Here is a 23951-nt window from a genome sequence, read left to right on the forward strand (position 1 = left end):
ACGGTGGGCGATGCTTGGCTGTCTGATTGTGTTTTTTCCTGCCCGCCGTTTTTGTCCAGCCCCAACGGAGAGCTGCCATGACCGATTCCCCCGACCGCGACGAACGCCACCTGGCGCGCATGCTGCGCAAAAAAGCCGTGATCGACGAGCGCATCGCCAATTCCCCCAATGAGTGCGGTTTGCTGCTGGTGCTGACCGGCAACGGCAAAGGCAAGAGCAGCTCGGCCTTCGGCATGCTGGCCCGGGCCATGGGCCACGGGATGCAGTGCGGTGTGGTGCAGTTCATCAAGGGTCGCCACAGCACCGGCGAAGAGCTGTTCTTCCGGCGCTTCCCCGAACAAGTGCGCTTTCATGTCATGGGCGAAGGCTTCACCTGGGAAACCCAGGACCGCAAACGCGACATCGCCGCCGCCGAAGCCGCCTGGGCTGTGTCCCGCGCGATGCTGCAAGACCCGACTATCGGCTTGGTGGTGCTGGACGAACTGAATATCGCCCTCAAGCACGGCTACCTCGATCTGGATCAAGTGCTAAGCGACCTGCAAGCTCGCCCTCCGATGCAGCATGTGGTGGTCACCGGCCGTGGCGCCAAGCCCGAAATGATCGAGATGGGCGACACCGTCACCGAAATGGGCATGCTCAAGCACGCTTTCCAGGCCGGTATCAAGGCACAGAAAGGCGTCGAACTTTGAATCAGCCTCGTCATTGCCCGGCCGTCCTGATCGCCGCACCGGCGTCCGGCCAGGGCAAAACCACCGTCACCGCCGCGCTGGCCCGCTTGCATCGCAACCTGGGGCGCAAGGTGCGGGTGTTCAAATGCGGCCCGGACTTTCTGGACCCGATGATCCACGAGCGCGCCAGCGGTGCGCCGGTGTATCAACTGGACATGTGGATGGTGGGCGAGCAGGAAAGTCGCCGTCTATTGTGGGAGGCCGCCGGCGAGGCCGATCTTATTCTGATCGAAGGCGTAATGGGCCTGTTCGACGGCACGCCTTCCAGCGCCGACCTGGCGCGGCATTTCGGCGTGCCGGTGCTGGGCGTTATCGACGGCACCGCCATGGCCCAAACCTTCGGTGCCCTGGCCTTGGGCCTGGCGCGTTACCAGCCGGACCTGCCGTTCGCCGGGGTGCTGGCCAACCGCGTCGGTACGCTGCGTCATGCGCAACTGCTCGAAGGCAGCCTCACCGAGGGCCTGCGCTGGTATGGCGCGCTGTCCCGCGAAACCGGGATCGAGTTGCCCAGCCGCCACCTGGGCCTGGTGCAGGCCAGTGAGCTGAATGACCTCGACCTGCGCCTGGACGCCGCCGCCCAAGCCTTGGGCAGTAGTTGCGAAGTGGCGGTGCCGCCGCCGGTCACTTTCGCCGCGCCGAGGATCGTCGAAGCCGAACCGCTGCTGGCCGGTGTGCGCATCGCGGTGGCCCGCGACGAAGCCTTCGCGTTTACCTACGGCGCCAGCCTCGACCTCCTACGGGCTATGGGCGCCGAGTTGCACTTCTTCTCACCGATCCACGACCGCGAACTGCCCGACGTCGACAGCCTCTACTTGCCCGGCGGCTATCCGGAGCTGCATCACCAGGCCCTGGCGCAAAACACTACGATGCTGGCCGCCATCCGCGCCCATCACGCGGCCGGCAAACCGATGCTCGCCGAGTGCGGCGGCATGCTCTACCTGCTGGACTCGCTCACCGATGTCGACGGCAACCGTGCCGAACTGGTGGGCCTGTTGCAGGGCGATGCGGTGATGCAGAAGAAACTCGCCGCCCTGGCCCTGCAAAGCGTCGAATTGCCCGAAGGCGTACTGCGTGGCCATACCTACCATCATTCCCTGACCAGTACCGAGTGGCAGCCGATTGCCCGCGGCCAGAGCCCTAACGGTGGGCGCGGTGCCGAGGCAGTCTTCCGACAGGGGCGGATGACCGCCTCCTACGTACACTTTTATTTCCCGTCGAATCCGACGGCGGTCGCCGCTTTGTTCGCCCCGGACCGAGCTGAAACCCCCTCCACTGTGGGAGGGGGCTTGCCCCCGATAGGGCCATGACCGACAACGCTTTCCCCCAGGCCGACCGCGACGCCGTCTACCGCGCCATCGCCGAACGCCGCGATATGCGCCACTTCAGCGGCGGCAGCGTCGCTTGCGAGGTGTTGCAGCGCCTGCTCCAGGCTGCGCATCAGGCGCCGAGTGTCGGCCTGATGCAGCCGTGGCGCTTTATCCGCATCAGCGACCGCGTATTGCGTGGGCAGATTCAACAACTGGTGGAAGAGGAGCGAGTGCGCACCGCTGAGGCGCTGGGCGAGCGCTCTGACGAGTTTATGAAACTTAAGGTCGAAGGTATTAACGACTGCGCCGAAGTCCTGGTGGCGGCGCTGATGGACGATCGCGAGCGGCATATTTTCGGGCGCCGTACGTTGCCGGAGATGGACATGGCGTCGCTGTCCTGTGCGATCCAGAACCTGTGGCTGGCCGCCCGCGTCGAGGGGCTGGGCATGGGCTGGGTCTCGTTGTTCGAACCCCAGGCCCTGGCCGATTTGTTGGGGCTGCCTGCCGGTGCCAAGCCGCTGGCGGTGTTATGCCTGGGCCCGGTGGCCGAGTTTTACCCGGCACCGATGTTGCAACTCGAAGGCTGGGCCGAACCTCGGCCGCTGAGTGACATGCTGTATGAAAATGTGTGGGGAGTGAGTCGATGAGTGTGGCCTTGCTGTGTGTCGCCGCCGTGGCGCTGGATGCGCTGCTGGGCGAGCCCAAGCGTTGGCATCCGCTGGTGGCGTTCGGCAATTTCGCCGGGCGCATCGAGCAGCGTTTCAACAGCGGCGGGCGCGGCTGGCGCAGCCATGGCGTCACCGCCTGGTTTATCGCGGTGGTGCCGCTGACGCTGCTGGCCACCGCTTTATCGTGGGCGCCCTATATCGGTTGGGTGCTGGAGATTCTCGCGCTGTACTGCGCCCTCGGTATGCGCAGCCTCGGCGAGCATGTGTTGCCGGTGGCCCAGGCGTTGCGCGGGGATGACCTTGATGAGGCGCGCAAACGCGTGAGTTATCTGGTAAGCCGCCAGACCAGCGAATTGGACCGCACCGAAGTCGCCCGCGCCGCCACCGAGTCGGTCCTGGAAAACGGCAGCGACGCGGTGTTTGCCGCGCTGTTCTGGTTTGTGATCGCCGGTGTGCCCGGTGTGGTGCTGTACCGCCTCAGCAATACCCTGGACGCCATGTGGGGTTATCGCAACGAACGCTTCGAACGGTTCGGCTGGGCGGCGGCAAAAATCGACGATGTACTCAACTACATTCCCGCGCGTCTGGTGGCGTTGACCTACGCCGTACTCGGCAAAACCGGCCTGGCCCTCAAATGCTGGCGCACCCAGGGCCCGACTTGGGACAGCCCCAACGCCGGCCCGGTCATGGCGTCCGGTGCCGGCGCCTTGGGCGTTGAGTTGGGCGGTGCAGCGATCTATCACGGTGAACTGCACCAACGTCCGCCACTGGGCGAAGGCCCGGCGGCGGATGCGGATGCCATCGAGCGGGGCTGGCAACTGGTGCAGCGCGGCGTATGGTTGTGGCTGCTGATCCTGTGCGCGGGGGCGCAATTCTATGCTTGAACATGGCGGGCGACTGCGTAAGGCATCCATTCAATATGGGATCGCCGAAGCCAATTGGCTGGACCTGTCCAGCGGCCTCGCGCCCTGGCCTTGGCCGATCCCCGAAATCCCGCTGCGGGCCTGGGCACGCCTGCCGGAAACCGACGACGGCCTGGAGCAGGCCGCCAGCGAGTATTACGGCGCGCCCCACTTGTTGCCGGTGCCCGGCTCCCAGGCCGCGATCCAGTTGCTGCCGCGCCTGCGCCGCGCCGGCAAGGTCGGCGTGGTGTCGCCGTGCTACGCCGAACATGCCGAAGCCTGGCGCCGCGCCGGTTACGTGGTGCGCGAGGTCCAGGAGCAGGAAGTGGACTTTTACCTCGACGGCCTCGACGTGCTGGTGGTGGTCAACCCCAACAACCCGACCGGTCTGAGCTTGAGCCCCCAACGCTTATTGGACTGGCACGCGCGCCTGGCCCAGCGGGGCGGCTGGCTGGTGGTGGACGAAGCCTTTATGGATGTCACGCCGCATTTGAGCCTGGCGGGTCAGGCCCATCTCGTCGGCTTGATCGTATTGCGTTCGTTCGGCAAGTTTTTCGGCCTGGCTGGAGTGCGCTTGGGCTTTGTCCTGGCCGACCGTAAGTTGCTCAAGCTGCTCGCCGATCAGGTCGGGCCATGGGCAGTCAGCGGGCCGACGCGGGTGTTGGGCCAAGTCTGCCTGCGCGATGCCGAAGGGCAGGCACGCCAGCGTGCGCGTTGCCTGGAGGCCGGTGCGCGTTTGTATGCGTTGCTTGAACAGCGGGGGTTCCAGCCGCAAGGCGGCTGCGCGCTGTTCCAATGGCTGATCACGCCGCATGCCGAACGCATGCATGAGTTCATGGCCCAGCGCGGCATCCTGCTGCGCTTGTTCGTCCACAACAGCAGCCTGCGCTTCGGCCTGCCGGACACCGAGGCCGATTGGCTGCGCCTCGACGAAGCCCTGGTCGCCTATAAGGACGCCACATGAGTACGCTGATGGTGCAAGGCACCACCTCCGACGCCGGCAAAAGTACTCTGGTAACCGCGCTGTGCCGTTGGCTGATTCGTCAGGGCGTTGCCGTTGCACCGTTCAAACCGCAGAACATGGCGCTCAACAGCGCCGTGACCGCCGAAGGCGGCGAGATCGGCCGCGCCCAGGCCGTGCAGGCCCAGGCCGCGCGGCTGGCGCCCCACACCGACATGAACCCGGTGCTGCTCAAACCCAACAGTGACACCGGCTCCCAGGTGATCATCCATGGCCGCGCCGTGACCAGCATGAACGCCGTGGCCTATCACGATTACAAAGCCATCGCCATGCAGGCCGTGCTGGCCTCCCATGCGCGACTGAGCGCGGCCTACCCAGTGGTCATGGTCGAAGGGGCGGGCTCCCCGGCGGAGATCAACTTGCGCGCCAACGACATCGCCAACATGGGCTTCGCCGAAGCGGTGGACTGCCCAGTGTTGCTGATCGCCGATATCAATCGCGGCGGTGTGTTCGCTCACTTGGTGGGCACTCTGGAATTGCTCTCGCCCAGCGAGCAGGCGCGGGTCAAGGGCTTCATCATCAACCGCTTTCGCGGCGATATTGCGCTGTTGCAGCCAGGCCTGGATTGGCTGGAGGCGCGCACAGGCAAGCCGGTGGTGGGGGTTCTGCCCTATGTGATGGATTTGCACCTGGAGGCCGAGGACGGCATCGACCGGCGCCAGATCGACAAAGCCGCCCAGGTCCTCAAGGTGGTGGTGCCGGTGCTGCCGCGCATCAGCAACCATACGGATTTCGACCCGTTGCGCCTGCACCCCCAGGTGGACTTGCAATTTATCGGCCCGGGCCAAGCGATCCCGGCCGCCGACCTGATTATCCTGCCGGGCTCTAAAAGCGTGCGCAGCGACCTCGCCTACCTGCGCGGCAATGGCTGGGACAGTGCCGTGGCGCGGCACTTGCGCTACGGCGGCAAGGTGCTGGGTATTTGCGGCGGCCTGCAGATGCTCGGTGAGCAGGTGCACGACCCCCTGGGTCTGGAAGGACCTTCCGGTTCCAGCGATGGCCTGGGGCTGCTGGCCTTCAGCACGACCCTGGAAGAAGAGAAGCAATTGCGCAATGTGCGCGGCCGTTTGCTGCTGGAAGACGTCGAGGTCAGCGGTTATGAAATCCATGCGGGGGTAACGTCCGGCCGGGCTCTGGCGAGCCCAGCCGTGCGCCTGGACGACGGCCGCCATGACGGCGCGCGCAGTGCCGACGGGCAGATCCTCGGCACCTACCTGCACGGCCTGTTCGAAACGCCGGCCGCATGTAGCGCGCTGCTGCGCTGGGCGGGGCTGGCGAATGTGCAGGAGGTGGATTATCACGCCCTGCGCGAGCGCGATATCGAGCGTTTGGCGGATCTGGTGGAGCAGCATTTGGATACCGATTTATTGCGCAGCCTGTGTGGAGTGGCCCCATGCACCAACTGATCCTCGGCGGCGCCCGCTCCGGCAAGAGTCGACTGGCGGAAACACTTGCGGTCGACACGGCGTTGCCGGTCATTTATGTCGCCACCAGCCAACCCCAGGACGGCGAGATGAACGCACGGGTGGCCTTGCATCGCCAGCGTCGTCCGGCGCACTGGGGTTTGATCGAAGAACCGATCGAGCTGGCGCGGGTGCTGCGTGAACACGCCGCCGCCGACCGCTGCCTGCTGGTGGATTGTCTGACCCTGTGGCTGACCAACCTGCTGATGCTCGAAGATCCGCAGCGCCTGGCGCTGGAGCGCGACCACTTGCTGGAGACCCTGGCCACGCTGCCGGGGGAGATTATTTTTGTCAGCAACGAGACCGGTCTGGGTGTCGTGCCGCTGGGCGAATTGACTCGCCGCTATGTGGATGAAGCCGGTTGGCTGCATCAAGCCTTGGCCGAGCGGTGTCAGCGCGTGGTGCTGACGGTCGCCGGACTGCCCCTGACATTGAAAGGTACTGCGTTATGACTGACACCTGGTGGCTCAACCCCTGTAAGCCTGTCGATATCGAGGCGTACGAAAACGCCTTGGCACGCCAGCAGCAATTGACCAAACCCGCTGGCTCCCTCGGCCAGCTGGAAGCGTTGGCGGTGCAACTGGCCGGCTTGCAGGGGCGGGTCAAGCCTGCGGTGGATCAGCTGTGGATCGCGATCTTTGCCGGCGATCACGGCGTGGTGGCCGAAGGGGTGTCGGCGTTTCCCCAGGCGGTGACCGGGCAGATGCTGCACAACTTTGTCAGTGGCGGGGCCGCCATCAGCGTGCTGGCGCGGCAATTGGAGGCGTGTCTGGAAGTGGTCGACCTGGGCACGGTGACACCGTCCCTGGACCTGCCGGGTGTGCGTCACCTGAATATCGGCGCGGGTACGGCCAATTTCGTCGACAGCCCGGCGATGAGCGTCGCTCAGGGGCGGTTGGCGTTGCAGGCCGGACGTGACAGCGCACAGCGCGCATTGGAACATGGCACGCAGCTGTTTATCGGCGGCGAAATGGGCATCGGCAACACCACGGCGGCGAGCGCGCTGGCCTGTGCCTTGCTCGATTGCCGAGTCAGCGACCTCACCGGTCCGGGCACCGGCTTGAATGCCCAGGGTGTTAGTCACAAGGTGGCAGTGATTGAGCGTGCATTGGCACGGCATGCTGCCCAGCGCGGCGATGTGTTGCAGACGCTGTTCAACCTGGGCGGCTTTGAAATCGCCGCGTTGGTGGGCGCCTACCTCGCCTGCGCCCAGGCCGGCATCGTGGTGCTGGTGGACGGGTTTATCTGCAGCGTCGCCGCACTGGTGGCCACGCGTTTGAATGCGGCCTGTCGCCCGTGGCTGCTGTTTGGCCATCGCGGCGCCGAGCCGGGCCACCGTCATGTGCTGCAACACCTGGATGCGCAACCGTTGCTGGACATGGGCCTGCGCCTGGGCGAAGGCAGCGGCGCGGCGCTGGCGGTGCCGTTGCTGCGCTTGGCCTGTGCGCTGCACGGGCAGATGGCGACCTTCGCCGAAGCTGCCGTGGCGGATCGCCCGGCATGACCTTGCACCTGGACCTGCTGCGCCACGGTGAAACCGAGCTGGGCGGCGGCCTGCGCGGCAGCCTGGACGACGCGCTTACCGCCAACGGTTGGGCGCAGATGCGCGCCGCCGTGGCGCAACAAGGCCCGTGGGACCGGCTGATCAGTTCGCCCCTGCAACGCTGCGCGCGGTTTGCCGATGAACTGGGCGCCCAGCTCAACGTGCCGGTGAGTCTGGAAAAAGATTTGCAGGAATTGCACTTCGGCGCGTGGGAAGGGCAGAGCGCAGCGGCGCTGATGCAAACCGATGCCGAGGGGTTGGGGCGCTTCTGGGCCGATCCCTACCGGTTCACGCCGCCCGAGGGCGAGCCGGTTGAAGATTTTTCCCAGCGGGTTCTGGGTGCTGTCGCACGTTTGCATCAGGCGTATGCCGGTGAGCGTGTCCTGTTGATCAGTCATGGCGGGGTGATGCGTCTGTTGCTGGCCCGCGCGAGGGGGCTGCCTCGTGAGCACTTATTGAATGTCGAAGTCGGCCACGGTGGGTTGTTCAGCCTGCGTGTCGCCGCCGATGGCGCGTTGTGGGAAGGAAGCTGACGATGTTGCCGTTCTGGATCGCCTTGCAATTTCTGAGCAGCCTGCCGATTCGCCTGCCAGGCATGCCGCAGCCGCAGGAAATGGGACGCTCGTTGCTGTTTTACCCGGTGGTCGGTGGGGTGTTCGGTGTGCTGTTGTGGGGGCTGAGTATCGCATTGACGGGCGCGCCATTGCTGCTGCACGCGGTGCTGCTGCTGACTGCCTGGGTCTTGCTCAGCGGCGGCTTGCACCTGGACGGTCTGGCGGACAGCGCTGACGCCTGGCTGGGTGGCTTCGGTGATCGCGAGCGCACCCTCACTATCATGAAAGATCCGCGCAGCGGGCCGATTGCCGTGGTGACGTTGGGCCTGGTGTTGCTGCTCAAGTTCAGCGCGTTGGTCGCCTTGATCGAACAGCACAACACTGCGGCATTGATCCTCGCGCCGTTGATTGGCCGCGCGTCGATGCTCGCGTTGTTCCTGAGTACGCGTTATGTGCGTGCCGGCGGCTTGGGTCAGGCACTGTCGGAGCATTTACCAAGGGCTGTGGGGCAGCAGGTGCTGATCCTCAGCGGTCTGGCGTGCCTGCTGATCGGTGGGTTCAGCGGCGGGGTGGCAGTGCTGCTGGCGGCTATCGCCTTTGTAGGCCTGCGCCAATTGATGATCAATCGCCTCGGTGGCACTACCGGCGACACTGCCGGTGCGCTGCTGGAGCTGCTGGAAGTCGTGGTATTGGTCGGCTTGGCGCTGTAACACTTTCTTGCATTTGCTCAATCGCGGGTATATACACGTTCCATGCTTGCCTCCCAATGTTTATGCACCAACCTGCGACGTGCCGCCCGTGGCGTCAGCAGGCATTACGACGGCGCCCTCGACGGCTTCGGGATCAACGTTGCCCAGTATTCTTTGTTGAGCAACCTGCAACGCCTGGATCAACCGAGTATCTCCAGCCTGGCTGATGCGATGGGGCTGGATCGCAGTACCCTGGGCCGCAACCTGCGGGTGCTGGAAGGTGAAGGGCTGGTGCAACTGGTGGAAGGCGATGATTTGCGCAATCGCCTGGTGCAGCTCACCGCGGCCGGTGAAGCACGCCTGGCTGCCGCGTTGCCGGCCTGGGAAGCGGCACAGCAGAAACTGATCGATAAATTGGGCGCGCAAAAACGCGAAACCCTGTTGGCCTTGCTGGATGAACTCGCCTGAACGCGGGTTTGTTCGATGATAAGCGGGTATATACCCGCGAGCGGAGAATAAGAAATGACCTCGATGTGGCGCACCAGTGGCTGGGTTCTTTTGGGGAGTGCGCTGATCCTGGCGTTATCGTTGGGCGTGCGGCACGGGTTCGGCCTGTTTCTCGCGCCGATGAGTACCGAATTCGGCTGGGGCCGTGAAACCTTCGCCTTTGCCATCGCCTTGCAGAACCTGATCTGGGGCCTGGCGCAGCCGTTCACCGGCGCGTTGGCGGACCGCTTCGGCGCCACCAAAGCGGTGTTTGTTGGCGGTGTTTTATACGCGGCGGGCCTGGTGCTGATGGGCATGTCCGATTCAGCGTGGTCGCTGTCGCTAAGCGCGGGCTTGCTGATCGGGATCGGCCTGTCGGGCACTTCGTTCTCGGTGATCCTGGGGGTGGTGGGCCGCGCCGTGGCTCCGGAAAAACGCAGCATGGCCATGGGCATCGCCAGCGCGGCCGGGTCGTTCGGCCAGTTCGCCATGGTTCCGGGCACCTTAGGCCTGATCGGTTGGCTGGGCTGGTCCGCCGCATTGTTGGCGCTGGGCTTGATGGTGGCGTTGATTCTGCCGCTGGTCAGCATGCTCAAGGATCGGCCGCTGCCGGTCATGGCCGGTCAGCAGACCCTGGGTGAAGCGCTCAAGGAAGCCTGCGCTCACTCCGGGTTCTGGTTGCTGGCCTTTGGGTTTTTTGTGTGCGGTTTCCAAGTGGTGTTTATCGGTGTGCACCTGCCGGCCTATCTGGTGGACCAGCATCTGCCGGCAACCGTCGGCACCACGGTGCTGGCGCTGATTGGTCTGTTCAATATTTTCGGCACCTATACCGCTGGTTGGCTCGGCGGGCGCATGTCCAAGCCGCGCCTGCTGACGGCTTTGTACCTGCTGCGGGCGGTGGTGATCGTGCTGTTTCTGTGGGCGCCGGTCACAGAGATGTCGGCCTACCTGTTCGGCATGGCCATGGGTTTCTTGTGGCTGTCCACCGTGCCGCTGACCAACGGCACCGTCGCGACGCTGTTTGGTGTACGCAACCTGTCCATGCTCGGTGGCATCGTGTTTCTGTTCCACCAACTCGGTTCATTCCTCGGTGGGTGGTTGGGCGGGGTGGTCTATGATCGAACCGGCAACTACGATTTGATCTGGCAGGTGGCAATTCTGTTGAGCCTGCTCGCCGCGGCCCTGAATTGGCCGGTGCGCGAGCGGCCGGTGGCGCGTTTGCAGGCGCAAATGGAGGTGGCATGAGTTCGACCTGGTATTGGCTCGGCGGCGCAGCAGTCATGGCGCTGTTGCTGGCGCTGGCCTGGTGGGGCTGGCAGCGCGGCGGTCTGGCGTTGATGCAACTGGGCATGTCGATCTGTTAAGTTCGATCCCTGAATTCTTAAAAGGATATTTCCCCATGCAGATGCGCTGGCTTGCAGTACCCGTGCTGATGGCGGCCTTTGGCGGTGTGGCGATGGCCGCCGACTGCCCACCCTTGCTGGAGGGGCAATTGCCGAAGTTGCGCGCCAAGGAGTCCATCGATCTGTGCCAGCGCTTTGCCGGCAAGCCGCTGGTGATCGTCAATACCGCGAGCTTCTGTGGTTTCGCCCCGCAGTTCAAAGGTCTTGAGGCACTGTACCAACGCTACAAGGACCAGGGCTTGGAAGTGATCGGCGTGCCCTCCGATGATTTCAAGCAGGAAGCCAAGACCGGCGAAGAGACGGCCAAGGTCTGCTACGTCAACTACGGCGTGACCTTCACCATGACCGAGCCGCAGAAGGTTAAAGGCCCGGACGCGGTGCATTTGTTCAAAGTGCTGGCGCAGCAGAGCAATGCGCCGAAGTGGAATTTCTACAAATACGTGATCGACCGCCAGGGCAAAGTCATCGCCGATTTTTCCAGCCTGACCAAGCCTGACAGTCCGGATCTGATCGAGGCGGTGGAGCAGGCGCTGGCCTCCAAACCCTGATCAACCACCCATTGAAAAGCCCCGCCTCCTTTGCAGGAGAGCGGGGCTTTTTTACGCCTCGGTGAAATCAGAAGCGATAGGTCATGCCCAGGCCGAAACCATTGGCGCTGTTTTCGTACTTGGCGTTGTAGCTGGCCAATTGGTTGGAGCGCGCAATCTTGACGTCTTCTTCCTTCAGGTAGGAGTAGGCCACGTCGATGGTCATGTTTGGCATGACCTCGTAACCCAGGCCCAGGCTGAAGATGGTGCGGTCACCGGTAGGAATACGCGGCGAACGGTCAGTGTTGTTGGTAGGCGACTGGTCGAACGTCAGGCCGGTACGCAGTACCACCTGCTTGGTCAACTGATACGACGTGCCCAGGGCGTAGGCCCAGGTATCGTGCCAGTTCTGTTCTTCCTTGATGGTGCCGACCAGAGCGGGGGCCAGCGCGCCGCCCGTTGCGCCACCCACGACGCCTTCGTTCTTGACTGTGATGTCTTTCAGGCGGCTCCAGCGGGTCCAGGTGGCACCGGCATATAGTTTCCAGGCGTCGGTCAGGTCTTGAGTCACCGACAGGTCGTAGGACTCAGGGGTATCGATCTTCAGCGACGCGTCGTAGCGGTTGCTACGCAACAGGCCCGAAGTAGCGGCGGGTGCGCTCACCTCAGTGTGGCCGTCCAGCTTATAGCTGACTTTGGAGTGGTAGGTCAGGCCCACGCGAGTGGTATCGGTGGCTTGTACCAGTACGCCGACGTTGAAGCCCAGCGCGGTGTCATCACCTTTGATCTTGATGTTGGTGTCTGGCGCCGCTGGGTTGAACGACAGGTCCGATTCCAGGGTACCGGCGATGCGGTTGATGGTCGGGCCGAAACCGACCGAAACGCGATCATTGAAGGCGTAGCTGACAGTCGGTTGGAAAGTGATGACTTTCACTTCGCTGTTGCTGCCGAAGCTGCGGCCCTGGAAGCCTTTTTCGTAGTCGGTCACCAGGCCAAACGGTGCGTACACGCCAAAACCGACAGCCCACTGATCGTTGAGTTTGTTGGTGTAGAAACCGAAAGGCACGGCAGTGAAAGGCACCATATCGCCTTTGTTGCTGCCGCGGGAGCGGCCGCTGACGTCGCTGATATCGGTGGAGGCATCAATGGCTGCTACGCCGCCAGTGATTTGCTGGCCATTCAGGCGAGCCATACCGGCTGGGTTACCGTAAACAGTGCTTGCATCATCGGCAGTGGATGAACGACCTGCGAAACCCGTACCCATCCCACTGACACTCTGTTCGTTGAGTGCGAAACCACTTGCGAACAGTTGGGAGGAGGCCATGGCAACGGCGAGGCTAAGTGTGGTCTTGAGCATTACTTTTTTCATTATTAGAACTCCGTGGTGATCACCGCTGCGGAAAGTATCAATAAAATACACAACGCGCTACAGGCTGTAATACTGGAGATAGAGCTGTTTTGTAGGACAATCCGACCAAAATTCGCGTTTTTTGCCGAATCTTGCAAATTGCCCGGTCAACAGGCCATGTGTTTCTTGGGCGAAACACAGGTTTGCCAGGCTTGGGTGAAATCTCGCAGTCTCCCTTGAGGGTGAAAAATTTCTTTCCAGATACGCGCCATGCCTAAAACATCGCCGGGCGGTGGCAGGGCGGTGGCATGTTGTTCCACCAAAAGCCAAGCGATGGCGGTGGCGTAACGCAGGTTGACGGTGAGTTCAAGCTGAGGAGCGCTGAGAAACGCGTGCTGGCTGGCCAAGCCGCGCACCAGGCTGGCCCGGTCCGGGTCCAGCGCCAAATAGGTGTCCCACAACGCGCGATGGCACGGCTCGGTAATGCTGTACAGGCCGTGACCACGCCGATCATGCAGCGCCGAGCCCAATTCGGATTGGCTGGCGGCGATACCCAGCAGCAGGGATTCCGCGTTCGGGTCGTGACGGCCGAGGTACATCAAGGTCGGCCGGATCACATATCGACACAATTCGCTGGCAGCGATACCCATAAACGTCTCAATCCATAAAAGGGATAGGCGAGGCCTGAGACAGTAAGGGCTTGGCAGCGGTGGATCGGATCTCAGGCTCGCCGGAAGCGGATCATGCCGCTTGAGTTGAAGTGTAGTGTCATATTTGTGATGTAAAGGCCTGTTTTTAAAACATCTTATTCATTTAGTTATATCGTTTATATCTATTTGAACTTAACCGAAATCGGTAAAACAGTTATTTCGGGCAATAAAAAACCCTGTGGGTTAAACAGGGTTTTTTGTGTTTCAGCGACTCGGGTCGATCAGGCAACCAGTGCCTGGCGGGTACGCTCGATCACGGCCTGCAGCGGTTCTGCGCTGGAGTATTGATCGGGGTACAGGCGTTCGCTATGACGGGCGATGCCATGCTCGTTGACCAGGGTGAAGCTGAAGCAGCCTTTGCGAGCGGCCATGATCAGGCAGTTCATTGGAGCAAAAGCGTTGGTAAGGGTGCGAATGGCATCCTGAGTATGGATTTGAGTGGACATATTATTGGTGTTCCTACAAATGACACGGTTAAGAACCGTGCAACGTTAAAACGTTCCAGTGACGTTGATCACCATTGATCAAACGAAGAACCCGACTGGAACAAAGCAGCCAGTTTGAAGCGCTGTTCAATAAGGCGCGCTTGGGCTGGCAGGTAGGTACTTAGGAGGGCAGGCAACACGACAAGGGCAAAGGTTCTGGGCCCGGGGTGAAGATCCTGATCAATTTGCAGGTTGGTTCGGTCAGAGTATTGAAACTTCGCGGCACCCTTTGCTTGTTCAAAGGCAGTGTCGACGCAAGTGATACCTGGAAACCATCGAGGTGGTCGATCCCGTGTTGTTCAGGGGATTTGTTCGACCAGAATTGACTTTCAGCTTGGTACTAACGCCGCGGATAGTAACGGATTGAAACAGGTAAGGGAAGTGTGTTCGCCAAAAAACCAGTCAGCCTGTGAGCAGGCCGCGATAGACCAGCACCGTCGCGGCCGCCGCCAATGAGCAGCCCAACGCGTAGGCGGCCAGGGTCAGACGCAAGGATTGACCGGTTTCTACCACTGTAATCAGGCCGCTCATGTCGTTGATGCGTCCTTCTCCCAGCTCAATGCACAAACTAACCGCAGTGAACGTGGCAGACAGCAGAATTGCGATGGCAAACAAGGCTCCGTCTGGAGAAGGTAACGCGGCATTGATTCCTAAGGAGATGGCGCAGATGGCCAGTAACAACACGGCGAACAACAGCATTCCCTTCATCGACCCACCCAGCCTTGCATTGCAGGTCCGGCAGTGTGGACAGCCTGGGAGGATTTGAAAAGTCCTTAATGGGATAGGGCGGTAACAATTCTGACGCGTGTCGCTTAAAAAATCGCGGCGATATAACCGGCGCATGGTACTTGTGCACATTAGTTGCAGCGTATGTAACCAAGCCGTCAACTTCTGGAAAAGCCCGCCATTTGCCTGCATTGGAAATTTAAGTCAATGAAAAATCTGGCTTTTTTTTATTGGTGAAAAAATCGTCAGTTTGACTGCGAGCCCCGTTCCATGGGGCTTTGCGCCAGTTGAGGGCGGGTTGTCCACTGAGTTATCCACAGCTTCTGTGGATTGTCCCAAGCGCTTGCTCTAGCACGGGCGTGCACGGTTTTTTCAGCTTTACCTGTGCGAAAAAAAGAGTAGAGTGGCGCGCCTTCCGTTCTGTCCCACAGTGCTTTATGAAGTTTCGCTCAGTATCACCTGCCGTTACCGATACCCTCCAAACTGTTACCGCACCCAAGCGTTTTTCCTTGAAAGTCGCGCTGTGGCTGCTCGACAGCCCACGCCTGGGGCATAGCGCCAATGTCAAACATTTCGCCGGGCGCTTGCTCAAGCAGCCTGCCCGGGAAGGTGTAGTCGCTGCTCAGAGCCGTCTGGGTCAGTTGATGTGCCGCGAGTGCGGCAGTGCCCGCGACCGTCGCATCGGCCATGATCTGCTGCGCCAGGCGGCCCGTGCCGGCGACGTGCGGGCCCAGCGCGAATTGCGCCAGGTCGAAGACTGAGCTGTCCTCTGCCCCTGTGCTTGGTTAACCTTGCTCTTTTTCGGTGATGGCAGACATGGCGATGGCTTTTGACTGGACCAGTATTGCCCTGGGCCTTGCAGGCGCCGCAGTGCCGCTGTTGGCAGTGTGCTGGCAGCTTCAGCGGCGACTGAGCGCGCGTATGGCCGGCTGGGAAGTGCTCGAAGAACGCTTGGCCAACGCGCAGTTGGCCCAGGAAGGTCTCGCCGCGCAACTGGATGCCAGTCGCGATGAAATCAGCGACCTGAGCCAGGCCAACACCGCCAAGCAGGCCGATCTGGCGGCGCTGCGCCGCGAAGTCGAACTGTTGCAGATCGACCGCGACAATGCCCGCGATGCCGCCCACGCCTGGAACCTCGACCGCAGCGCCAAGGAGGCCGAATTGCGTCGTCTCGATGCGTTGGCGGCCGCGCTGAGCGCTGAACTGCGCGAGCAACAGGACAGCCATCAGCAACGCTTGGCCGATCTGCAAGGCTCGCGCGATGAGTTGCGTGCGCAGTTCGCCGAGTTGGCCGGCAAGATCTTCGATGAGCGTGAGCAGCGTTTCGCCGAGACCAGCCAGGAACGCCTGGGCCAGTTGCTCGATCCGCTGAAAGAGCGCATTCAGTCCTTCGAAAAACGTGTGGAAGAAAGCTATCAGAACGAAGCGCGCGAGCGTTTCTCTTTGGCCAAGGAGCTTGAACGCCTGCAGCAACTGAACCTACGTCTATCGGACGAAGCCACCAACCTGACCCGTGCGCTGAAGGGTCAGAAAACCCAGGGCAACTGGGGCGAACTGATTCTTGAGCGGGTGCTGGAGCACGCAGGCCTGGAGAAAGGCCGCGAGTACCAGACCCAGGTCAGCCTCAAAGGCCCGGACGGCGAACGCTTCCAGCCGGATGTGCTGATCATGCTGCCCGGTGACAAGCAAGTGGTGGTGGATTCCAAGGTCAGCCTGACGGCGTACCAGCAGTTCGTCGCGGCCGAAGATCAGGTGATCGGCCAGGCGGCGTTGAAACAGCATGTACTGTCCCTGCGCAATCACGTCAAAGGCTTGGCCAGCAAGGACTACAAACGTCTGGAAGGTCTGCACAGTCTGGATTTCGTGTTGTTGTTCGTTCCGATCGAAGCGGCTTTTTCCGCCGCGCTGCAGGCTGAGCCGAACCTGTTTCAGGAGGCGTTCGACCGGCATATCGTCATCGTCAGCCCCACCACGTTATTGGCCACGCTGCGGGTGATCGACAGCCTGTGGAAGCAGGAGCGCCAAAGCCAGAACGCCCGTGAGATCGCCGAACGTGCCGGCTGGCTGTACGACAAGTTCGTGCTGTTTATCCAAGACCTGGATGAAGTGGGCAACCGTCTACAGCAATTGGATAAAGCTTACAGCGCCGCGCGAAACAAGCTGACAGATGGACGCGGCAACCTGGTCAGCCGCACCGAGCAGCTCAGATTGCTCGGGGCGCGCGCCAGCAAAAGCCTGCCCGCGGATCTGTTGGAGCGGGCGATGACCGATGCGGACGGCGTGGCGCATCTGCCTGAATAATCACCCCGCACAAACTTGCCCTACAACGGCAGATGCCGACTCAACAGCGCCCGCAACGCCGCCGGTTTGACGGGTTTGGCCAAATAGTCCAAGCCCGCCGCATGCACTTCGGCCACGCTCTCCGGGCGCCCGTCGGCGCTGATGACTACGCCGGGAATCGGTTCGGCCAACTGCGTGCGCAGCCAGCCCATCAATTCCGTGCCGGTTTCGCCATGGTCCAGGTGGTAATCCACCAGCGCCAGTTGTGGGCGTACCCCCTCGGCCAGCAGCGCCGCGCATTCAGCCTGATCCCTGGCCGTCCACACTTCGCAACCCCAACGGGTCAATAGGCTGCGCATGCCGATCAGGATGCTCTCTTCGTTATCCACGCACAGCACCTGCGCGCCGCTGAGGGGCAAGCCGTTTTCCTGCGCTGGCTTGTGTAGCGGGCTGGCCTGGTTGCGCGCCAGCGGCACACTCACGCTGAACACGCTGCCCTTGCCGGGCCATGAGCGCACGCTCAGGCGGTGACCCAGCACGCGGCACAGGCCGTCGGCAATCGCCAAGCCCAGGCCCAGCCCCTTTTCCGCGCGGGTCTGGTGGCTATCCAGGCGTTTGAACTCTTCGAAGATCACCTTTTGCTTATCCGGCGGGATACCGGGGCCGCGGTCCCACACTTCCAGGCAGAGTTCGCCTTCGCGACGCCTTACGCCGAGCAGCACCGGGCCGTCGGCATAACGGAAGGCATTGGTGAGAAAATTCTGCAGGATGCGCCTCAGCAACTTGATGTCGCTGTCCACCCGTAAACGGCTGCCGCGCAGGCGGAACCGCAAACCTTGCTCCTGGGCCAACGCCTTGAATTCGGCGCCCAGGGTGTCGAACAGCTCGTTGAGAACGAACGGCTGGCGTTGCGGGTTGATCTTGCCGTTTTCCAGGCGCGAGATATCCAGCAGATCGCTGATCAGGTCTTCGGCCGAGCGCAGCGAACTGTCCAGATGCTGCACCAATTGCCGTGCCTCGTCGGAGAGTCCGTCGCTTTGGTGGGAGAGGGCGGCGGAGAACAGGCGCGCGGCGTTCAACGGCTGCATCAAGTCATGGCTGACCGCCGCCAGAAAGCGGGTTTTCGACTGGCTGGCGGTTTCGGCCACGCTCTTGGCGTCGGTGAGGGCCAGGTTAAGCTGCGACAGTTCATGGGTGCGTTCGGTAACCCGTTGTTCCAGGCCCTCGTTGGCCTCGGTCAGGGCCTGTTCGGCTTCACGGAACGCGGTGATGTCAGTGAAGCTCATGACAAAGCCACCGCCAGGCATCGGGTTGCCGATCAGTTCGATCACGCGGCCATTGGGAAACAAGCGCTCGGACGTGTGCGCACGGCCCTGGCGCATCCAGTGCAGACGCCGCGCCACATGCACCTCGGCTTCGCCCGGCCCGCACAGGCCACGCTCGGCGTTGTACCGGATGATGTCGGCAATCGGCCTGCCTACGCTGATCAGCCCCTCCGGGTAATTGAACAACTCCAGATAACGCCGGTTCCAGGCCACCAGTTTGAGAGACTGGTCCACCACGCTGATGCCCTGGGTGATGTTCTCGATGGCGCCTTGCAGCAGGGCACGGTTGAACTGCAGCACTTCCGAGGCTTCGTCGGCGATGCGTACTACGTCCTCCAGTTGCATGTCCCGACCTTCAATCGCGGCTTTTACCACCGCGCGCGTCGAAGAAGCGCCGAGCACACCGGCCAGCAGGCGTTCGGTGTGGGCGATCCAGTCGTTGTCGGCATTCTGGTTGGGGTTGAAGCCTTTGCCTTGGCGATAGGCAAAACGGATAAAGCTTTGCTGCGCGCGCTCTTCACCCACGAAACGCGCGGCCAGGCTGAGCAGGTCGCTGATCTGCACCGACAGCATCGAACGGGCGCTGGCACGCTGGCTGATTTCCTGGCCGATAAAGCGCCCGGCCTGCCAGTGCTCGGACACCCGCGTGCGCGACAGCATCGACACCCACACGAACAGCGTGAAGTTGCCCGCCAGGGAGAACACCGTGCCCAGGGTCAGCGAAGTCACGGACAGCCCTAGCGGGTGGGAATGCATCCACGTCAGCCCTGGGAACAGGCTTAGCGACCATCCCAGACTTTTCGCGGTAACCGGTAGGACCAAGGTGTAGAACCACAGGAACGTGCCTGCAGCGAGACCGGCAAACACTCCGCGCCGGTTTGCCTGCTTCCAATACAGCGCGCCGAGCATCGCCGGCGCCAATTGGGTCACGGCGGCGAAGGCGATCTGGCCGATGGTCGCCAGGCTCGCCGTGGAGCCCAGCAGGCGGTAACTGACGTACGCCAGCAACAGGATGATCACGATGCTCACCCGACGCACCGACAGCATCCAGTGGCGGAACACCTCGAACGGCCGCTCGGCGCTGGAGCGGCGCAACAGCCATGGCAGCAACATGTCGTTGGACACCATGGTGGATAACGCGATGCTCGCCACGATCACCATGCCGGTAGCCGCCGACGCGCCACCGATAAACGCCAGTACCGCCAGCGCTGGATGGGCTTCGGCCATGGGCAGGCTGATCACGTAAGAGTCCGGCAGTACCGAGGCCGGCAGCAGCATCTTGCCGCCGAGGGCAATGGGGATCACAAACAGCGCGGCCAGCACCAGATAGGCCGGAAACACCCACTTGGCCAGGCGCAGGTCCTGAGGCTCGATATTTTCCACCACGGTCACATGAAACTGCCGGGGCAGGCAGATGATCGCCATCATGGCCACCCCGGTCTGCACCACCATGGATGGCCAGTTAACGGTCTCTTGCCAGTATTCCTCCAGGCGAGGGGTGAGCATCGCCTGGTCGAGCAGGTCGCCGAAGCCGTCGTACAGGCCGTAGGTCACGAACGCACCCACCGCGAGAAAAGCGAACAGCTTGACCAGGGACTCAAACGCAATGGCCAACACCATGCCGCGATGGTGTTCGGTGGCATCGAGGTTGCGCGTACCAAACACGATGGTGAACAACGCCAGTACCAGCGACACGATCAGCGCGGTGTCCTGAGCGCGCGTGCCGGTGGTGTCGGCCCCGGCGCCGATCAACAGGTTGACCCCCAGCACAATGCCTTTGAGCTGCAGGGCGATATACGGCAGCACGCCCACCAGGCAGATCAACGCCACCACCACCGCCAGGGATTGGGATTTGCCATACCGCGCCGCGATAAAGTCGGCGATGGAAGTGATGTTTTCCTGCTTGCTGATCAGCACCATTTTTTGCAGGACCCAAGGTGCCAATACCAGCAACAGCACCGGTCCCAGGTAGATCGGTATAAATGCCCACAACTGTTCGGCAGCCTGGCCGACAGCGCCGAAGAAGGTCCAACTGGTGCAGTAAACTGCCAGCGAAAGGCTGTACACCCAGGCACGCATGCGCGGCGGCAGTGGCGCATGGCGACGGTCGCCGTAGAAAGCGATGGCAAACATAATGGCCATATAGGCCAGGGCGACGGTGGCGATCAGCCCACTGGACAGCGTCATGGGAACTCCGAACAAAAGAACACCCAGGCATTCCAGGCCCGGTGGGACAGTCTCGCATGATGCTCGGGGTTAGTCAGTGTCGACCAAGGTCGTGTGGGATCTTATGTCGCACACGGCGTTCAGCGCGGCGGCAGGGTTTTCTGGCGCAGGATATAGACAGTCACCAGCACGGCGCTGGTCAGCATGAACCCGCGTGCCCAAGGTAGTGGCACCAGATAGCAGGAAATACCGATGCTCAGCCACATCAGGCCGATGGCGTAGACCTTGCCCTTGAGCGGGATGCCATTGCCATCCAGATAGTCACGAATCCACGGGCCCAGGCGCGGGTGTTCCACCAGCCACTGGTAGAACCGCGGGGAGCTTCGCGCGAAGCAGGCGGCGGCGAGCAAGAGGAAGGGGGTAGTGGGCAGGACCGGTAGGAAAATACCGATCACGCCCAGGGCCACGCTCAGCCAGCCGATGGCCAGCAGTGCGTAGCGCAGCAGCGGCGAACGCTTGCCCATGGGTGTCACGGGCGAGCGACTCAGTGGTGACGTGGCTTGAGGATCGCCGGTTTTTCATCAGGGGCGTTGCACAGCAGGTACAGGGCGGTCAGGGCTTCCGGGATCTGTACGATCATGTCGTCCATCAGGTTGGCGTCGGAAGCGATGTCGGAAAATTCCGCCTCTTCTTCGAACAGGCCCGAACCGACCATGATCGGCAGCAGCATCTCGCTGACCTCTTCCTCGGCGGTTTCGAACCAGGCCGCTTCACGCAGGAACACGCCTTCCATGAAACCGATGCACCAGCCGCGCAGGTCGGAGTCGTCCGGGTCATCGCCCAAGTCCAGCTCGCACGGCAGCTCGAATTCCTCGTCGGATGCCAGTTGGCGACCGATATGGGCCTTCAGGGCCACCAGGGTGGACTCGATTTCTTCGCGCTGGGCGGCGTCGGCGTAGTGGGGTTCTTCGGCGAACAGCGCGTCGATCCATTCGCGGTCGGGCACGACCTCGGAGCAGATGGACAGGGCGGTCAGGTAGCCGTGGGCGGCTACATAGTCCAGCGCCTCCTCATGCAGCTCATCGGCGTCGAGGAAGGCTTGCAGGCGGGTTAGTTGCTCAGCGAAGGACATGAAGGACTACCTTGGGGATAAACGATGCTGAATTCTAGGCGTTCTTGCGCCCACAGGCCAGCCGCCATGCACATTTGCCCGGTTTTAAAGACGGGCTGCAATTCGTCAGTGGCGCCCTTTGCCGGATGACGCTCGGGTATACTGCCGCGTTTTGTGATGCCCCTACCGGCCAGGAGCCCGCCCGAGAAAACTTCGCTTACGGATTATTTTCCGAGGCCGCGTTTTTTTTCGGCCAGCCTATACGGAGGGTTTCGGCACTTTTTTGGAGTTCTACATGCTCGAGCAGGCTCAACGCGTCCTCAAGGACATCTTCGGCTACGACAGTTTTCGTGGCCGTCAGGGTGCGATCATTGAGCGCGTGGCCAGTGGCGGCGATGCCCTGGTACTGATGCCTACCGGCGGCGGCAAGTCGTTGTGCTTCCAGGTGCCGGCGCTGTTGCGCAACGGGTTGGCGGTGGTGGTATCGCCGTTGATCGCTTTGATGGACGACCAAGTGGCAACCCTTGAGGAACTCGGCGTGGCCGCTGCTTCCCTGAACTCCACCCTCAGCGCCGAGCAACAACGCGACCTGGCCGCGCGGATCAAACGCGGTGAAGTCAAAATGCTCTACCTCGCCCCGGAGCGGCTGGTGCAGCCGCGCATGCTGGCGTTCCTGCAGGGGCTGGAAATTGCCCTGTTCGCGATTGATGAGGCGCACTGCGTCTCGCAATGGGGCCACGATTTCCGGCGCGAATACCTGCAACTGGGCCAACTGGCGGAACTGTTCCCCGACGTGCCGCGCATTGCGCTGACCGCCACGGCCGACAAACGTACCCGCGAAGAAATCGTCGAACGCCTGCATTTGCAGAACGCCGAGCGCTTCCTGTCGAGCTTCGACCGGCCGAACATTTTCTACCGCATCGTGCCCAAGGAGCAGCCGCGCAAGCAGCTGTTGGCGTTCCTGTCCGAGCGGCGCAGCGATGCGGGTATTGTCTATTGCCTGTCGCGCAAGAAAGTCGACGAAGTGGCCGCGTTTCTGTGTGAACAGGGTTACCCAGCCTTGCCTTACCACGCCGGCCTGCCGAACGACCTGCGCGCCTATCATCAGAAGCGTTTCCTCAACGAGGAAGGCTTGATCATGGTGGCGACCATTGCGTTTGGTATGGGCATCGACAAATCCAACGTGCGCTTTGTCGCCCACATGGACCTGCCCAAGTCGTTGGAAGCTTATTACCAGGAAACCGGACGTGCCGGCCGTGATGGTCTGCCGGCGGATGCGTGGATGGTCTACGGCCTGCAAGACGTGGTGATGCTCAAGCAAATGCTGCAGAACTCCGAAGGCGATGAGCGCCACAAGCGCCTGGAACAGCACAAGCTCGATGCCATGCTCTCGCTGTGCGAAGAGACCCGTTGCCGCCGTCAGACGCTGCTGGCTTATTTCGACGAAGACATGCCCGAGCCCTGCGGGCATTGCGACAACTGCGTGGACGGCGTGCAGACCTGGGACGCCACCGAACCGGCGCGCCAGGGGTTGTCGGCGATCTACCGAACCGGTCAGCGTTACGGCGTGGGCCATCTGGTGGATGTGTTGCTGGGCAAGGACAACGAAAAAGTTCGCAGCTTTGGCCACGAAAAACTCTCGGTTTACGGCGTCGGCAAGGCCCGCGCCGAAGGCGAGTGGCGCTCGTTGTTCCGGCAAATGGTGGCCCGCGGCCTGGTGGACATCGACCTTGAAGGGTACGGCGGGCTGCGCCTTAACGACAGTTGCCGGCCACTGCTCAAGGGTGAAGTGAGCCTGGAACTGCGCCGCGATCTCAAGCCGCAGACCACTGCCAAAAGCAGCACCAGCCAAGCCAGCCAACTGGTGCGCGGGGAAGAGCGCGAGCAGTGGGAAGCCTTGCGCGCCCTGCGGCGCAAACTCGCACAGGAACACAGTGTGCCGCCGTACGTTATCTTTCCGGACTCCACCTTGCTGGAAATGTTGCGCGAGCAACCCGCCTCCCTGGCGGAAATGGCCCGCGTCAGCGGCGTGGGCGCGCGCAAGCTGGAGCGCTATGGCCAGGCCTTTCTCGAAGTGCTCGGTGGTCAGGCCGAGGCGCCCAAGGAAGTGGCCGACATTCGCCACGAATTGATCAGCCTGGCCCGCGCCGGAATGACCCCGATCCAGATCGCCGGCCAACTGCAATGCTCGGAAAAAAACGTCTACACCTTGCTCGCCGAATCCATCGGCAAGCAACAGTTGTCGTTGGAGCAAGCACTGGATTTACCGGAAGATTTGCTGGGTGAGATCCAGGACGCTTTCCTTGACGGCGAAGGCGAATTGCCAGCTGTCGCGGAGATCGCACCGTTGTTTACCGGGCGTGTGCCGGAGGGGGTTCTGTACTGCGTGCGAGCCGCTTTGCAGTCAGAATTCGAAATTTAATGTGTCAATTACGACAATGTCACAGATCAGTACTGAGCGGCGCTTGCCTAAGGGCAAGGCTCATGCTTAGCTGACTAATAATTAGCC

At 62.0% G+C, this 23951-nt stretch carries 24 protein-coding genes; 17 read left to right on the plus strand and 7 right to left on the minus strand.

Going from position 1 to position 23951, the window contains the following annotated elements; translation table 11 throughout:
* The first annotated feature begins 77 nt into the window (after positions 1-77).
* From cobO to K1567_RS24590, 14 genes are read left to right on the plus strand one after another with little or no spacing between them, the layout of a single operon-like run.
* On the plus strand, positions 78-689 hold the full coding sequence (gene cobO / locus K1567_RS24530) for a cob(I)yrinic acid a,c-diamide adenosyltransferase (RefSeq protein WP_169868043.1): 612 nt from the start codon (positions 78-80) through the stop codon (positions 687-689).
* Complete coding sequence (locus tag K1567_RS24535; RefSeq protein ID WP_034099585.1) at positions 686-2035, plus strand: cobyrinate a,c-diamide synthase; 1350 nt, start codon at positions 686-688, stop codon at positions 2033-2035. The genes cobO and K1567_RS24535 overlap by 4 nt, the downstream gene beginning before the upstream one ends.
* Positions 2032-2682, plus strand: a complete 651-nt coding sequence (gene bluB / locus K1567_RS24540; RefSeq protein ID WP_034099583.1) for a 5,6-dimethylbenzimidazole synthase — start codon at positions 2032-2034, stop codon at positions 2680-2682. Before K1567_RS24535 ends, bluB begins: the two co-directional genes overlap by 4 nt.
* The gene (cbiB, locus tag K1567_RS24545) at positions 2679-3587 is read left to right on the plus strand and encodes an adenosylcobinamide-phosphate synthase CbiB (RefSeq protein ID WP_094064960.1); all 909 of its coding nucleotides are present in this window, start codon (positions 2679-2681) and stop codon (positions 3585-3587) included. The genes bluB and cbiB overlap by 4 nt, the downstream gene beginning before the upstream one ends.
* Positions 3580-4569, plus strand: a complete 990-nt coding sequence (cobD, locus tag K1567_RS24550; RefSeq protein ID WP_099311980.1) for a threonine-phosphate decarboxylase CobD — start codon at positions 3580-3582, stop codon at positions 4567-4569. Before cbiB ends, cobD begins: the two co-directional genes overlap by 8 nt.
* Complete coding sequence (locus tag K1567_RS24555) at positions 4566-6032, plus strand: cobyric acid synthase (RefSeq protein ID WP_047881308.1); 1467 nt, start codon at positions 4566-4568, stop codon at positions 6030-6032. The genes cobD and K1567_RS24555 overlap by 4 nt, the downstream gene beginning before the upstream one ends.
* A complete protein-coding gene (gene cobU, locus K1567_RS24560; RefSeq protein ID WP_047881309.1) occupies positions 6020-6541 on the plus strand; it encodes a bifunctional adenosylcobinamide kinase/adenosylcobinamide-phosphate guanylyltransferase in 522 nt (173 codons plus the stop codon). Before K1567_RS24555 ends, cobU begins: the two co-directional genes overlap by 13 nt.
* On the plus strand, positions 6538-7593 hold the full coding sequence (gene cobT / locus K1567_RS24565) for a nicotinate-nucleotide--dimethylbenzimidazole phosphoribosyltransferase (protein ID WP_169868042.1): 1056 nt from the start codon (positions 6538-6540) through the stop codon (positions 7591-7593). Before cobU ends, cobT begins: the two co-directional genes overlap by 4 nt.
* On the plus strand, positions 7590-8165 hold the full coding sequence (cobC, locus tag K1567_RS24570) for an alpha-ribazole phosphatase family protein (RefSeq protein WP_034099572.1): 576 nt from the start codon (positions 7590-7592) through the stop codon (positions 8163-8165). Before cobT ends, cobC begins: the two co-directional genes overlap by 4 nt.
* A gap of 2 nt (positions 8166-8167) precedes the next feature.
* On the plus strand, positions 8168-8896 hold the full coding sequence (locus tag K1567_RS24575) for an adenosylcobinamide-GDP ribazoletransferase (protein WP_034099571.1): 729 nt from the start codon (positions 8168-8170) through the stop codon (positions 8894-8896).
* A 42-nt stretch (positions 8897-8938) separates the two neighbouring features.
* A complete protein-coding gene (locus tag K1567_RS24580; RefSeq protein ID WP_034099569.1) occupies positions 8939-9343 on the plus strand; it encodes a MarR family winged helix-turn-helix transcriptional regulator in 405 nt (134 codons plus the stop codon).
* 54 nt (positions 9344-9397) lie between these two features.
* Entirely contained in the window at positions 9398-10606 is a 1209-nt protein-coding gene (locus tag K1567_RS24585) for an MFS transporter (protein WP_034099567.1), read from the plus strand.
* The gene (locus K1567_RS27675) at positions 10603-10725 is read left to right on the plus strand and encodes a hypothetical protein (RefSeq protein ID WP_256203843.1); all 123 of its coding nucleotides are present in this window, start codon (positions 10603-10605) and stop codon (positions 10723-10725) included. The genes K1567_RS24585 and K1567_RS27675 overlap by 4 nt, the downstream gene beginning before the upstream one ends.
* A 35-nt stretch (positions 10726-10760) precedes the next feature.
* Positions 10761-11312: a glutathione peroxidase gene (locus K1567_RS24590; RefSeq protein ID WP_034114756.1), complete on the plus strand. Its 552-nt coding sequence runs from the start codon at positions 10761-10763 to the stop codon at positions 11310-11312.
* 67 nt (positions 11313-11379) lie between these two features.
* Here the strand turns inward: K1567_RS24590 and K1567_RS24595 are convergent, their stop codons facing one another.
* The 4 genes from K1567_RS24595 to K1567_RS24610 all read right to left on the minus strand — a co-directional run bounded on the left by K1567_RS24595 (position 11380) and on the right by K1567_RS24610 (position 14542).
* Complete coding sequence (locus K1567_RS24595; protein WP_169868041.1) at positions 11380-12660, minus strand: OmpP1/FadL family transporter; 1281 nt, start codon at positions 12658-12660, stop codon at positions 11380-11382.
* A gap of 146 nt (positions 12661-12806) precedes the next feature.
* Positions 12807-13289, minus strand: a complete 483-nt coding sequence (locus tag K1567_RS24600) for a hypothetical protein (protein ID WP_169868040.1) — start codon at positions 13287-13289, stop codon at positions 12807-12809.
* A gap of 281 nt (positions 13290-13570) precedes the next feature.
* On the minus strand, positions 13571-13795 hold the full coding sequence (locus tag K1567_RS24605) for a hypothetical protein (protein WP_007898912.1): 225 nt from the start codon (positions 13793-13795) through the stop codon (positions 13571-13573).
* A gap of 441 nt (positions 13796-14236) precedes the next feature.
* On the minus strand, positions 14237-14542 hold the full coding sequence (locus K1567_RS24610) for a hypothetical protein (protein WP_034114754.1): 306 nt from the start codon (positions 14540-14542) through the stop codon (positions 14237-14239).
* 455 nt (positions 14543-14997) lie between these two features.
* On the opposite strand from K1567_RS24610, the gene K1567_RS24615 reads away from it, so the two are divergent.
* A complete protein-coding gene (locus K1567_RS24615; RefSeq protein WP_034138870.1) occupies positions 14998-15321 on the plus strand; it encodes a hypothetical protein in 324 nt (107 codons plus the stop codon).
* Positions 15322-15496: 175 nt separating this feature from the next.
* A complete protein-coding gene (gene rmuC, locus K1567_RS24620) occupies positions 15497-16861 on the plus strand; it encodes a DNA recombination protein RmuC (RefSeq protein WP_169868058.1) in 1365 nt (454 codons plus the stop codon).
* A 20-nt stretch (positions 16862-16881) separates the two neighbouring features.
* Here rmuC and K1567_RS24625 read toward each other — a convergent pair whose 3' ends face one another.
* The 3 genes from K1567_RS24625 to K1567_RS24635 all read right to left on the minus strand — a co-directional run bounded on the left by K1567_RS24625 (position 16882) and on the right by K1567_RS24635 (position 21463).
* A complete protein-coding gene (locus K1567_RS24625; RefSeq protein ID WP_169868039.1) occupies positions 16882-20352 on the minus strand; it encodes a PAS domain-containing hybrid sensor histidine kinase/response regulator in 3471 nt (1156 codons plus the stop codon).
* Between the two features lie 119 nt (positions 20353-20471).
* Positions 20472-20855 (minus strand): YbaN family protein, encoded by a 384-nt coding sequence (locus K1567_RS24630; RefSeq protein ID WP_034099551.1) that lies wholly within the window; start codon positions 20853-20855, stop codon positions 20472-20474.
* Between the two features lie 20 nt (positions 20856-20875).
* Positions 20876-21463, minus strand: a complete 588-nt coding sequence (locus K1567_RS24635; protein ID WP_034099550.1) for a YecA family protein — start codon at positions 21461-21463, stop codon at positions 20876-20878.
* A 274-nt stretch (positions 21464-21737) separates the two neighbouring features.
* Between K1567_RS24635 and recQ the strand changes: the two genes are divergently transcribed.
* Positions 21738-23864 carry a DNA helicase RecQ gene (gene recQ, locus K1567_RS24640; protein ID WP_099311988.1) on the plus strand — a complete coding sequence of 709 codons (2127 nt, stop codon included), beginning with the start codon at positions 21738-21740 and terminating at the stop codon, positions 23862-23864.
* Positions 23865-23951: the final 87 nt, after the last annotated feature.

The organism is Pseudomonas sp. S5F11 (assembly GCF_019641515.1).
GTDB classification, from domain to species: Bacteria; Pseudomonadota; Gammaproteobacteria; order Pseudomonadales; family Pseudomonadaceae; genus Aquipseudomonas; species Aquipseudomonas rhodesiae.